The organism is Synechococcus sp. MIT S9503 (genome assembly GCF_047304175.1).
Lineage (GTDB): Bacteria > Cyanobacteriota > Cyanobacteriia > PCC-6307 > Cyanobiaceae > Synechococcus_C.
This window is the reverse complement of sequence record NZ_CP138955.1, coordinates 612,533-624,268: the sequence shown is the minus strand read 5'-3', so window position 1 is coordinate 624,268 and position 11,736 is coordinate 612,533. Positions and strand designations below refer to the sequence as shown.

Here is an 11,736-nt window from a genome sequence, read left to right as displayed (position 1 = left end):
CCTTGACCGGCATCCTGGTCCTGATCACTGCGGGCGCAGACCCGGTCCTGGCGCAGCAGGCCACCGTCACGATTGAAGAGATCAATACCGTGGTCTTCCCTGCTAACGGTGACTCAGCGGCGAGGGCCATCTGCACAGGTCTGGCGAACGGAGCAGTCACTCGCGATCAGATCGGAAGTGCTCTGGCCCGTCTGCAAAGAGCACTGGGTGAAGCGGGCGACTCCGAAACAGCCACGCGCTACGTCAGAGCCTTCAACAGCACCGCAGCAGGAATCAGTGGTTGCAACGTCCAGGTGACGGGCCCGAACGAAGACAATCTATGGAACTACTGATCAGGAGCCCTAGACCCTCTCAGCATGGATGCTTTCGCTGCTTTGATCGAAGAGCTTGATCAGAGCACTGGGACGAAACGCAAGATTGATCTGATCGCCGGGCATCTGCAGCGAGCCGATGCTCATGATGCGGCGTGGACGGTGTTGCTGCTGATGGGTGAACGACGCAAACGATTGATCACCGGTCGACGGCTGCGCGACATTCTTCAACAGGCGAGCTCGATGCCTGACTGGCTGTTCGACGACTGTCAGAGTCATGTCGGAGATTCGGCGGAAACGCTGTCGCTGCTCTGGCCGCAACTGAGCAACGACGTTCCGGACCGTATCAACAACCAGAATGTGACGACATGGATCAATCAACTCGGAAGTTCACCGCCGATGCACTGGTGGATGGAGGAACTGCTGCCTGCCGTTGCAGCGATGGAACCTGATGAACAGAGCAACGCCGTGCTCGCAATCTGGGAATCACTGCCGTACGAACGCCTGTTTCTGTTCAACAAACTGCTTACAGGAGGTTTCCGTATCGGTGTTGCTCGCGGACTGGTCGTGAAAGCGATTGCCACAGGGTTCAATCTCGAGGAAGCTCTGGTACTGGAGCGGCTGATGACGCCGGGGATGGCCTCAGAGCAATGGTTTCTCTCACTGACAGCAGTCGCCAGTGAAGAACGGACCAACAGAGGGCCTGTGCCCTACCCCTTTTTTTTGGCCAGCCCGCTGAAGCACGACACGGTCGAGACCACCCCGGCATCGCAATGGTGGGTGGAAAACAAATGGGATGGCATCCGCGGACAGCTGATTCGGCGTGAGAGTGGAACGTATCTATGGAGTCGTGGCGAAGAGCTCATCAATGAGCAATTCCCGGAACTGATTGACGTGGCCGCAGCGATTCCTGCTGACACCGTGCTTGATGGCGAAGTGATCTGCTGGGCTGAACTTGAAAATCAACCAAGACCATTCAGTGACCTGCAGCGAAGGCTTGGGCGCAAAACGGTTGGCCGCAAACTGCTGGTGGAGTGCCCTGCAAGCTATGTGGCCTATGACCTGCTGGAATTTGCCGGAGAGGACCTGCGTGCCACACCGCTGCAGGAACGACTCGAACGTCTTGAGACGCTTCAGCGCGGGATCGAGTTGCAGTCGTCGGGATGGCGCTGCCGCCTGAGCAGTGGACAACGACTGGGAGGTTGGGATCAACTTGACCGACTGCGCAAGCAAGCCGTTGACCAGGGTGCCGAAGGGGTGATGCTCAAGCATCTGACATCCCCCTACCTGAGCGGTCGCAAGCGCGGACACTGGTGGAAGCATAAGCGCGATCCGATGACACTGGATGCCGTTCTCATCTATGCCCAGGCAGGGCGCGGTCGCCGAGCCAATCTGTTCACTGATTACACCTTCGCGCTCTGGGACCAGCCATCAGAGCCATCAACCAACCGTCAGCTGGTGACATTCGCCAAGGCCTACTCAGGTCTCAATGACAGCGAGATCCTCGAGCTGGACCGATGGATCAGGAGTCACACACGTGAACGCTTCGGTCCGACACGCTCGGTGGAGCCTGAACTGGTGTTCGAAATCGGGTTTGAAGGCATCCAGCCATCCCGGCGCCACAAGTGCGGGCTGGCGGTCCGGTTCCCACGGATCCTGCGATGGAGGAGTGACCGCTCGGCCGAGAGCGCCAACACCATTGCTGACGCTCGAACCCTCTGTGATCAGCTGGTCCACAGGGAAGAGTCGCCTTGAATCCGAAGACTCGACAAGCCCACGTTCAGGCAATGAGGGCAACTGATCTGAAGCAGCATTTATCGCCGGTCCGGATCTGGTTTGAAAAGCAGGGGTGGGAACCGCTGCCATTCCAGACGCGCACCTGGGACGCGTACCTGAACGGTCGCAGCGGCCTGATCCAGGTCCCGACCGGATCAGGGAAGACCTACGCGGCAGTGATGGGGCCGATCGCCCGCATGCTCCAGACATCGAACGAGCAGTCGGGCGTGCGGCTGCTCTACATCACTCCACTCCGGGCATTGAGCCGGGACCTGGCAGTTGCACTAAAGCAACCGATTGAAGCCATGGGCTGGCCCTTGCGGGTGGGAATACGCAACGGGGACACGCCGAGTGCGGAAAGGAGCCGCCAGTTGAGAAAGCCACCTGAAATTCTGATCACAACTCCTGAATCGTTGTGTGTCTTGCTGGCCTGTCGCCATTGCGAAGCACTGTTCAACACACTCGAGACAGTCATCCTTGATGAATGGCATGAACTGATCGGCAGCAAACGGGGAATTCAGGCGGAGCTTGCTCTGAGCTGGCTTCGACAACAACGACCTGAAATGCAGACCTGGGCAATCAGCGCAACGATCGGCAACCTTGAGGAATCAGCACGGCATGCCCTCGGAGAAGGGGGTGAGCCTTGCCTGATCACAGGTGCACCGCAGCGTGGACTGAATGTCACCAGCATTCTTCCCGACAGCATCGATGGATTTCCCTGGGGAGGTCACCTCGGTCTGAGACGCTACGAAGATCTGGTTGGTCAGCTCGAGCCAGGCATCAGCACGCTGTTGTTCACCAACACCCGCAACCAGGCGGAGCGATGGTTTCAATGCCTGCGCTACGCCTGCCCGGAAATGGACGGCCTCCTGGCTCTCCACCACAGCGCACTGGATCGCAGTGAAAGAGAAGCCATCGAGGCATCAGTTAAGGCTGGGTCGATGCTCTGGGTGGTCTGTACAAGTTCTCTGGATCTCGGGGTGGATTTCCAGCCCGTAGAGAGGGTTGTTCAGATCGGATCTCCGAAAAATCTGGCACGCCTGCTGCAACGCGCTGGCCGTTCAGCACACCTTCCAGGGGGAACCTCGCAGGTGTTGTTCATGCCCACCAATGCCCTGGAACTTCTGGAACTCAGCGCAGTTCGCCGTGGGTTGGACAACGGAATGGTGGAGGAACGACGACCACCTAGAGAGCCACTGGATGTGCTGCTCCAACACCTGACGACCCTGGCCTGTGGTCCTGGATTCAAACCATCCGAAACGCTCGAAGCCATCCGTGGCACAAGCTCCTTCAGAACGCTTGAACAAAGCACCTGGGACTGGTGCCTTCGCTTCCTCGAGCATGGTGGTGACTGTCTTGGTGCTTATCCCCGATACCGAAAGCTGGAGAGCACAGAAGACGGGCGCTTCGTGGTTCGCGACAACGCGATCGCCAGACTTCACCGCCTGAATATCGGCACGATCACCTCAGCTCCTTCAATCAGAGTTCGATTTGTCAGAGGTTCGGTGCTGGGACATGTCGAAGAGACATTCATCAGTCAGCTGAAACCAAAGGATGTGTTTTTCTTCGCAGGCAGGCAGCTGGAATTCGTGAGGCTGCGTGAAATGACTGCCTATGTGAAAAGTTCAACCAGGAAGAGCACAGCCGTACCCGCCTGGGCAGGAGGTCAGATGTCGCTGTCAGATCTGTTGACCCACCATCTCCGCGAAGAGGTTGCAAGAGCCGCACGAGGAGACCTGGACAGCCCTGAACTCAAAGCGCTTGAACCTCTGTTTGAGCGACAGATGGATCTTTCCACACTGCCTTTGAGCGAGCAATTACTGATTGAAACCTGCCGGACTCGAGAAGGAATGCATCTCTACGCATTTCCTTTTGAGGGTCGTTTTGTGCATGAAGGCCTGGGTTTTCTCTGGGCCACAAGACTCACAAGACATCATCGTGGCACCATCACGGTTTCGGTCAACGACTACGGATTTGAACTGCTGGCTCCACGTGGCTATCCCATGGACGACCTGATCGAGGAGCACCTTGAGGATTTGCTCGATGACAGCGATCTGGAAGCCGATCTGGAAGAGGCCTTGAATCTCTCGGAACTTTGTCGGCGCCGCTTTCGAAGTATTGCCCAGGTTGCTGGTCTGTTGGTTCAGGGATTTCCAGGACAAAGCAAGAGCACCGGTCAGCTGCAGATCAGTGGATCCTTGCTGTGGGAGGTGTTCAACAAGCACGAACCAGGAAACCTGCTGATTCGTCAGGCCCAGCAAGAAGTGCTGCAGGAACAGCTTGAACTGCCGAGACTGCGCAGTGCTTTGCAGAGAATGCGACGCGGAGAAACGCTTCATTGCCCCACTCCACGTCCAACACCACTGGCTTTCCCGCTGCTGGTGGAAAGACTGAATAACAGAATGAGCAATGAATCAGTGCTTGAACGCATTTTGCGCATGCAAGCTGATGCACTGAAAAATGAACAATGAGTGCTCCACAAACACCCCTAACGGGGTTAAAAATGATTCAACATGACCAACAACAAAACCATACTGTTGAAGACGAAGTCAATGAAAGCCTAAACATGAGTCAGGAAACAACATATATCATTCAAGTTCCCTTTGAATCCAAAGGAGAAATTTACCTGAAACTACCCTCAGGCCTATCCGACGAACAGGTAATGAAATATCTTGATTACACAAAAACAATGGAACACTCTAAAATCTGGGATCTTGCCTGCAAAGCCAGTATGTGGAATGCAGTGAAACGAAGGGATCAATCCATCAAAATTGAAAGCATCGATTAAAACGATCCAAGATTAGATATAACTTTCAGGAAACTGAATAGATTTCATAATGCTACTATCTAAACAAAAGATCAACGAGGTCTGACACAAATCAAATCATTCTCTGATGGACACAGCAAAAGCGCACTGAAGAGCGAAAAGATAAAGCACCTTCAGGACGAGTATGATAAATCCTGAACGTGCTCAAACAGCGCAATTATCAATGGACTTCCACATTGTGATACTCGATGATTTTGTCGAGACTTATCCACAAATAAACTGGAAGAAATGGAAGGATTACGTTCGAGAACAGATGATCAGCCAAGGCGATCATTGGTCAATGACAACTTTGACAGGAAATGACATCTGGAATTGCCTGGACAACCACAAAATCAATCCGGTTCATCTTGTTCAATGGAAACCCGTTGAAGACACACTGTACAAAGTGAGCCTGCCTGACCACCCTCATCCCTTTGATACTGTCTGATCTGATCGCTTATAAAAAATTACAGCAGAAGGGCGATGCCTATCGGCAGAAACCGTTCAAGCGACTTGCATGCATTGATCACAGCATTGAGTCGCAACTTTGGGCCACGAGTTGCCGAGAAATCACAGAGCTGATTAAGCGTTTTGTTCTGTAACCCTGAAACAAGGGCTGACAAATACTGAATCCATATTTACAAAAGAACTGTCGGATTTCAGCCATGTCAACAATTTGCACCGCATCAGGCCAACCGATTGGAACGGAGATCAATGATGGCAAGCGCAAGCCGTTTCATGCACCGGCATGCTGCATTCGTGTGCTTGATTATGACGAATCACAGATGAAAGAGGCAAATCAAAGCAGGCGTGATCAGCAATCAGAATTGATGTATGAGTGCTGAAGGCAAACATCGAGTCAAGCAATCAGAATGCGCTCACCCAGTCAATGGATTTCACAAGATTAGCGACGACAATAATGGTCTGAAGACTGTCGATTTTCGGCATCAAGTTACTAATCAGGCAATGATGACTACCTCGAACTGTAAATTTTGATATCCGGGTTAAAAAGCTCACTCAGAATCAACAAACTTTTAACATCGAGAAGGCAACGGCTTCTGAGTTTTTGAATTACCTTACTGGCTGATTTTAAGAGCCTATGAGCAGACGCAAGGCACCATATTTTCCTTTATCGAATCAATATTTTTATCTGTTCTTTTCGGTTGTTCTCTCATTCCTGTTCGGTTGGTCCCTTGAGGTCTATCTCCTGTCCCAAAGTGGCTACATCAGCTAAAAATTCCTGACAACAAGGTTGTCAGAGGAGAAAGATCCAATACAGAGGCCTTGTTGAAAGTCCATACCTGCTCAAGAATTCCCTTGCCTGTGAGAGCTTCCACAACCAAGCCGATTGCCAGACCCAGCATTGCGGCACGACCATTTAATTTTTCGCTGAACGACTTATAGGGATCTGGAGCAATTGTCGATGATTGCTGGGATAAGAAAGACATCGAAAATTCGCAAACACAGAGATATTAACAAATATTTCGAATGGTTGACGAACTCCGCGCCCTTTGACCTAAAGGCATAAAAGCATCTGCTTCAACAGCGAAGGACCCCCTTGTCGTGCTGAGGCACTCATGTCGATAAAAAACTCAAATCACAAAATCATTCGATCCCGCAATCGAATGCCTGAAGAACAGAGACGCCTTTCAAGCGGGAAATAGACACTCCACCTATGTGGTGATCAGGTAATCCTGGAAAGGAATCCAGATCAGACCGACTTCAACAAAGTCTTAATCATCCATCGAGGATCAATCGCAGCTTATTGAAAAAATCTTATTAAAAGCTTACCCGCTTGCATGAATGAACGTCATTGTGATTAATCTATCGGTATATTTTCAAGATGACTGGTTCGCCAACCTACCGAATCGAAGAGTTAAACCCCTTCCAGGAGTGGCACCATCATGGATCAACGCGCCGTCAGGAGGACGCTCTGGCATGGGCGGAAAACCTCAGCAGACAGATCAATCGATCGGTTCGGGTTTTAAATGATAATGGACAAATTCTTGGCTATTTTGAAACTCCGTTCAAACAATAGCCAATCATTAATCTAACTAGTTTGTCGTTACAACATGAATTTCTTCAGCCAATTTCTTGATGGCTGTCAGTGTTTCCCTGTCAGTCTGAGCTTGTTGCTCAGCGATCTCACTTTGGATATTTTGACCCACAATAATGATTGACAAAAGCACTAGCTGAAGGAATGTTTCTGCAATCCAGGAAACTATTTCCAGAGGATCCTCGGATAACAGAGCCTCTGGCAATGACACCAAAGCGATTAAAGCAAAGACATATGCGCATGACATTGTTCCAACCTTCTCTGTGACGAAGAGAGCAACCTGCTTATTGAAATCCCTAATTTCCATTGATGGGTATAGTCTGTCGACTCTATTTTAACTTGATTCACTTGAAGCCATAAAAGATTCAACAAAAGCATTTATAATTCCCGACTTAAATGTTAATTGAATTAAATAAACTCATGACAACTACTGCATGGTTTGCGCTCGACGAAGAACCGGTGGCGACTTAACGGTGAGAAGGCATCAGCCGAACTCGTACCGATCAACCAAGCTTGAATCGAATTCAGATTTCTTTGACTCCTTTTAGCGTGATCAATTCCTACTTCAGCACCGATCGATGTGTGGTCCATCAGAATCACATCAATCCTCCGAATCATCCATGGCAGTCACAGAAAAAGCAACACGTCGCGCGCTCCTGAAACTCCTGTCAGTGATTGCCGGGCCTGCCTATCAGAAAGTTGACGAAACAGAGCCATGTGATCGCCTGATTGAACATGTAATCGAACTCACAAAAACTGAGGCATCAGAGGGAGCTGCTTTGATCGAGGCTTGTGCCCCTCATGGCAAATCGATGCTGACTCATGCACAGCAAAAACTGGAAATACTTTCAGAGTTCAAGGTTCTCTATCAATTAGCCAAAGAGCAATTCAGCGATATCTAATCAATTGTCTCAAACCGGTACAACCAACCATTCAACAATTAACTACATCAACTCATCCCTCAGATCTTTCTCTTGAATGTATAACAACCTCCATGATAACCGGTGAAAGGCTGGGCGTAGGTCACCAGTTCCCAGCCTTGAGAACCGAGTTCATTCATCAGCTCCACCAGGCTTACCTGCTGTGGGTGGTTTCTTGAGATCAACTGCTTGTCGTCAAGCCAGAGTTCTTCAATTTCACCGGTCCAGCTCTTGCCGCGGGGAACAAAACGAAGCTGCGTGTATTCCCAGGCCATCAATGCTCAATGATTAAGTGGACTTTAAGGCCATGGGGTGAAAGTCGATTCGGTCTCAACCCATCAGCCCATTCAGCAAAGCTGACACCGCCAGGCCGAAGTAAGTGCCGAGCAAATATCCCAGCAGCCCGATGGCCACTGACGGCAAAACGAGATTGGGGCGTTCCAGGCTTCCTGCAAGGGCCAGAGCAGTGCTTGGCCCACCTACTGCAGCCTGAGAGGCAACTAGGCATTCAGCCATTGGCCAGTGGAACCAACGACGTGCCTGAAGCACAACAATGGCCTGTACGAGAACAATCAGACCGGCGTAGAGCAGCAATGGCAGACCGTCACCAAAAAGAACACCAAGACTCGAACTCAGTCCGATGACAGCGAAAAAGGGTTGGATCAAGACCAGACCAAGCCCGTAGCAGGCACTGCGGGAATCAGCTTGGGGAAACTGCGCGGCAATCAATGCCACTGATGTGAGCACAAGAATTGATGGGACATCAACCCCAAACGCACTCAAGACGCCGACCAGACGTTCTGAGATCAATAAAACGCCTGCCCCCCAGAGAAGACCAGTCAGCACCGCTTGAAAGGAAGGGAACGCAAAAGCGTTGATAGGAGTTGAAGCTGAACAAAGCACCGCAGGGGTGTCTATTGCTCTGTGCTGACGACGACCGCGTCCGATCAGCAAGCTGACCAGAAACCATGCCGAGAATGCAACGTGATCCGCTGCCGTGGCAATCAACAGTAAAGAAGGGGCGATTTCAAGGCTTCTGGCAACAGAAACGAAATTCAGACTGCCGCCGGTGAAGGTGGCACTGAACAGACCTGCCAATGAAATCCAAGACGACCCAAGCCATCCCGATAGCAAAACCCCAACCAGCAAAACAGCTGAAAGCGTCCCAGCGACTGCTGTAGTGAAAGGCAGCAATAAGCGACGGGCATCAGGAAGCACGCTGCGTAGCTCGACCGCAAGCAACAGTTCTGCAATGGCCAAAGAGGTCAGAGGTCCGTTAACCCATGACACAGCGGATGGTTCCGGAGTCCAGGTGGTCAAGTTGGACAGCAGCAGACCAAGCATCAGGATCACCATGGTGGAGCCGAGCTTGCGAGCCAAGCTGTTCACTTGAGCTAGCCACCAACCGAGGCCTGTCAGGCCCAGGACCAGAAGCAGTGACATCAGCGGAAGGAACGCAATCATGACGAACGGCCGGTTGCTGATTTCAAAAGCATGACTGAAAGCATCAGCATGAAGCGATGAGCACCACTCCAAAGCTGTTTCTCGTCGTTTTAGGCGGACGCACATCCAGCAGTCACATCGAACTGCATGACGTGCGGTGGGTAGTCGGAACCAGCATCGAAGACACCATTCCATCGCTGAGACAACAATGGTTTGGACTGACCAGCGGTTTACACATCGACAGCTACAAAGCCATTCGTCACGTTGATGGCTACGCCATTGAACTGATTGCAGATCGTTCTGAGGTGATTGAACAGCGAACAGACTTGAACGGAACTGGAGAGGAAAAGCTCTGGTTCGTGAATCTTGGGGGTTACGACAGCCATTCGCTTCAGGAGCTGCATGAGTTCGGCCTTGTTGTGGCACCCAGCAAACACGCAGCCAAGGCGAGAGCTCGTCAGCGTTGGTTGAAGGATGCACTGAAAGTGCACAAGGATGATCTGCACAGCATCAACAATCTGGGCACTGTTGATGATTGTCTGCCCCTGTTCAAAATCGATGATTGGCATGTTCATCTATGTCCGCAATCAGAACACCCCGATTCGGATCTGAAACCGGACTGGTTTGGCTACTGGCGGATTGATGGAAAAACCCCAAAGCCACGCCCTGACTGACTGATGTCTTGTTAATGGACAGCCAGGATTACTGGCGATGGGAACAGCACTTTCCGCAGTAGCCCTTCTTAGCAACAGCCTCTGGCCGCTGATGGGAATGGGAGGAGTTTTCTAGCCGAATCGCTTTCTGTGATCATTCAGGTCTGGTTGTTCAAAGCAACCAAGAGATCTGATGGAGAGGGCAAACAGGTGCCCCGGATGGCGTCCCTGCACCAACACTTCGAGCTGGGTGGTGCCAGCGGAAAACTGGTGGTGAAAGCCTTCTGGCTGAGCACCGCTTTACCCGTGATATCAGGAGTGTTGTTAAGGTCTCAAAGCAAGGGCAGCGCCCAACGGCAACGAATCGAAGTCGCAGTCTCAATCGCGAGGCAATTAGGACCAAAAACAATTGAATGGCTGATAAAACCCAGCAAATGGCGATTGGTGATTCATTTAAAAGTGAACAACACTAATACTGTTCGCATCCATGAATGTTGAAAGAAAAATGAATGCGATAGCATTGATCAATAGACTCAATCCCTTAGCGTCCCAACGGCAGAAACCCACGACAGATGAAAGAAAAAATCATCTTTTACGCATTTAGCTCTCAGAGTTGGGATTCATATTTTCCCATCATCAAGGAACTCTTAGTCCAAGAACCAAATGCAAAAAACTGGATGAGCGTTTACGCACCTTGTGATCACTATGAGTTTAGAAACGATAATTCGAAAGATTTATTTGAGTTTTTCAAAGGAAGATTTCACAAGCCACGTGAAGACACGTTGCGCATTCCCAACGAGCACGAATACGCGTTAGTCACAACCCATATCCCTGACGAAAGCCATGGATTAAACAATGGCTTGTATATCCATGTTCCACACGGCTCCGCCTTTGGCAACAATATGGCCTCAGATTATTTACTATCCTGCTACAAAGCCTCGAACATCTATTGCGGAGTATCACCAACAGAAGGGGAATACATAAGCGACTCAATTGGCGAGATCACCAGAAAAGAAGCACTATTTATTGCCACAGGATGTCCAAAAAATGATATATTCTATGACTACATATATGGCTCACAAGAAAAGAGAATTCAAATAAAACACGAAATCAAACAGTCGATGAACATTGCTAGCGATCAAGCAGTTATTTTTATTGCTTCTCACTGGACATCACGTGGAATCTTAAGACGATTTGGCACCAGCCTGATACAGGCACTATCAACACTGGGAGACAAAGTACATATTATTCAAGGTGCACATCCGAATTTATGGACGAATCATGTGAGCACTCACACATCAGAATGGATATACAGGTCTCTCTGCCATGAAAGAGACAGAGGAGCGGCTTCATTAAGCCTTGGAGTCAGTGATGCCAGTGCTCTTCTGGCTTCTGACATCGTCATCGGTGACATCAGCTCAATTGTGATCGAAGCAGCTTTACTGGAGAAGCCACTTCTATTAAATATCGACAAAGACTCGTTTCGCAACAAACAGACTTATGAAATCTATAAAAATATAAGCGTCCAGTTCCAGGGTGCAGACGATCTCATTCAGGCATTTATGAATGGTGTTGAGTTTCCCAGCAACAGAGACAATATGTTCAATAAAGCAAAAGAATTGTTTGGCTATAATATCGGAAATGCATCAAAACAAGTGGCCAAAATTATTCTCGACGCCGCTTCTAGCTTGAAGTCAGCATAATCAACAAGAAACGTTAAACTTTAATCTCAGCAGCCATTCGACTTCATCATTGAACCTTACGGGCCCTT

General features: G+C 50.3%; 13 protein-coding genes and 1 pseudogene. 10 read left to right on the top strand and 4 right to left on the bottom strand.

Going from position 1 to position 11,736, the window contains the following annotated elements; translation table 11 throughout:
- Positions 1–2: 2 nt before the first annotated feature.
- The 6 genes from SIB56_RS03455 (at position 3) to SIB56_RS03430 (ending at position 5,738) form a co-directional block, all read left to right on the top strand.
- Positions 3–332: a DNA ligase gene (locus SIB56_RS03455; RefSeq protein ID WP_413325444.1), complete on the top strand. Its 330-nt coding sequence runs from the start codon at positions 3–5 to the stop codon at positions 330–332.
- Positions 333–356: 24 nt separating this feature from the next.
- Entirely contained in the window at positions 357–2,066 is a 1,710-nt protein-coding gene (locus tag SIB56_RS03450; RefSeq protein ID WP_413325442.1) for an ATP-dependent DNA ligase, read from the top strand.
- Between the two features lie 32 nt (positions 2,067–2,098).
- Complete coding sequence (locus SIB56_RS03445) at positions 2,099–4,558, top strand: ligase-associated DNA damage response DEXH box helicase (protein ID WP_413325440.1); 2,460 nt, start codon at positions 2,099–2,101, stop codon at positions 4,556–4,558.
- Complete coding sequence (locus tag SIB56_RS03440; RefSeq protein ID WP_413325438.1) at positions 4,555–4,875, top strand: hypothetical protein; 321 nt, start codon at positions 4,555–4,557, stop codon at positions 4,873–4,875. Before SIB56_RS03445 ends, SIB56_RS03440 begins: the two co-directional genes overlap by 4 nt.
- A gap of 163 nt (positions 4,876–5,038) precedes the next feature.
- Positions 5,039–5,341 carry a hypothetical protein gene (locus tag SIB56_RS03435; RefSeq protein ID WP_413325436.1) on the top strand — a complete coding sequence of 101 codons (303 nt, stop codon included), beginning with the start codon at positions 5,039–5,041 and terminating at the stop codon, positions 5,339–5,341.
- Between the two features lie 217 nt (positions 5,342–5,558).
- Positions 5,559–5,738 carry a hypothetical protein gene (locus SIB56_RS03430; RefSeq protein ID WP_413325433.1) on the top strand — a complete coding sequence of 60 codons (180 nt, stop codon included), beginning with the start codon at positions 5,559–5,561 and terminating at the stop codon, positions 5,736–5,738.
- A 381-nt stretch (positions 5,739–6,119) separates the two neighbouring features.
- Here the strand turns inward: SIB56_RS03430 and SIB56_RS03425 are convergent, their stop codons facing one another.
- Together SIB56_RS03425 and SIB56_RS03420 are read right to left on the bottom strand one after the other, a co-directional pair.
- Positions 6,120–6,341: a hypothetical protein gene (locus SIB56_RS03425; RefSeq protein WP_413325430.1), complete on the bottom strand. Its 222-nt coding sequence runs from the start codon at positions 6,339–6,341 to the stop codon at positions 6,120–6,122.
- Positions 6,342–6,947: 606 nt separating this feature from the next.
- Positions 6,948–7,256, bottom strand: a complete 309-nt coding sequence (locus SIB56_RS03420) for a hypothetical protein (protein ID WP_413325427.1) — start codon at positions 7,254–7,256, stop codon at positions 6,948–6,950.
- Between the two features lie 313 nt (positions 7,257–7,569).
- On the opposite strand from SIB56_RS03420, the gene SIB56_RS03415 reads away from it, so the two are divergent.
- Positions 7,570–7,851 carry a hypothetical protein gene (locus SIB56_RS03415; RefSeq protein WP_413325425.1) on the top strand — a complete coding sequence of 94 codons (282 nt, stop codon included), beginning with the start codon at positions 7,570–7,572 and terminating at the stop codon, positions 7,849–7,851.
- 59 nt (positions 7,852–7,910) lie between these two features.
- Here the strand turns inward: SIB56_RS03415 and SIB56_RS03410 are convergent, their stop codons facing one another.
- The gene (locus SIB56_RS03410) at positions 7,911–8,144 is read right to left on the bottom strand and encodes a hypothetical protein (protein WP_413325423.1); all 234 of its coding nucleotides are present in this window, start codon (positions 8,142–8,144) and stop codon (positions 7,911–7,913) included.
- Between the two features lie 55 nt (positions 8,145–8,199).
- Positions 8,200–9,333, bottom strand: a complete 1,134-nt coding sequence (locus SIB56_RS03405) for a DUF819 family protein (protein ID WP_413325421.1) — start codon at positions 9,331–9,333, stop codon at positions 8,200–8,202.
- A 56-nt stretch (positions 9,334–9,389) separates the two neighbouring features.
- Between SIB56_RS03405 and SIB56_RS03400 the strand changes: the two genes are divergently transcribed.
- The 3 genes and pseudogenes from SIB56_RS03400 to SIB56_RS03390 all read left to right on the top strand — a co-directional run bounded on the left by SIB56_RS03400 (position 9,390) and on the right by SIB56_RS03390 (position 11,668).
- Positions 9,390–9,986, top strand: coding sequence for a DUF1543 domain-containing protein (locus SIB56_RS03400; RefSeq protein ID WP_413325419.1), 597 nt, complete (start codon positions 9,390–9,392; stop codon positions 9,984–9,986).
- A gap of 16 nt (positions 9,987–10,002) precedes the next feature.
- Positions 10,003–10,295, top strand: a pseudogene (locus tag SIB56_RS03395) (phospho-N-acetylmuramoyl-pentapeptide-transferase); the annotation flags it as partial.
- Positions 10,296–10,537: 242 nt separating this feature from the next.
- Entirely contained in the window at positions 10,538–11,668 is a 1,131-nt protein-coding gene (locus tag SIB56_RS03390) for a CDP-glycerol glycerophosphotransferase family protein (protein WP_413325417.1), read from the top strand.
- Positions 11,669–11,736: the final 68 nt, after the last annotated feature.

Excerpts from the sequence above, each read along its gene's own strand:
- SIB56_RS03450 (WP_413325442.1), top strand. The coding sequence starts at position 357 with ATGGATGCTTTCGCTGCTTTGATCGAAGAGCTTGATCAGAGCACTGGG.
- SIB56_RS03445 (WP_413325440.1), top strand. The coding sequence starts at position 2,099 with ATGAGGGCAACTGATCTGAAGCAGCATTTATCGCCGGTCCGGATCTGG.
- SIB56_RS03440 (WP_413325438.1), top strand. The coding sequence starts at position 4,555 with ATGAGTGCTCCACAAACACCCCTAACGGGGTTAAAAATGATTCAACAT.
- SIB56_RS03435 (WP_413325436.1), top strand. The coding sequence starts at position 5,039 with ATGATAAATCCTGAACGTGCTCAAACAGCGCAATTATCAATGGACTTC.
- SIB56_RS03430 (WP_413325433.1), top strand. The coding sequence starts at position 5,559 with ATGTCAACAATTTGCACCGCATCAGGCCAACCGATTGGAACGGAGATC.
- SIB56_RS03425 (WP_413325430.1), bottom strand. The coding sequence starts at position 6,341 with ATGTCTTTCTTATCCCAGCAATCATCGACAATTGCTCCAGATCCCTAT.
- SIB56_RS03420 (WP_413325427.1), bottom strand. The coding sequence starts at position 7,256 with ATGGAAATTAGGGATTTCAATAAGCAGGTTGCTCTCTTCGTCACAGAG.
- SIB56_RS03415 (WP_413325425.1), top strand. The coding sequence starts at position 7,570 with ATGGCAGTCACAGAAAAAGCAACACGTCGCGCGCTCCTGAAACTCCTG.
- SIB56_RS03410 (WP_413325423.1), bottom strand. The coding sequence starts at position 8,144 with ATGGCCTGGGAATACACGCAGCTTCGTTTTGTTCCCCGCGGCAAGAGC.
- SIB56_RS03405 (WP_413325421.1), bottom strand. The coding sequence starts at position 9,333 with ATGATTGCGTTCCTTCCGCTGATGTCACTGCTTCTGGTCCTGGGCCTG.
- SIB56_RS03400 (WP_413325419.1), top strand. The coding sequence starts at position 9,390 with ATGAGCACCACTCCAAAGCTGTTTCTCGTCGTTTTAGGCGGACGCACA.
- SIB56_RS03390 (WP_413325417.1), top strand. The coding sequence starts at position 10,538 with ATGAAAGAAAAAATCATCTTTTACGCATTTAGCTCTCAGAGTTGGGAT.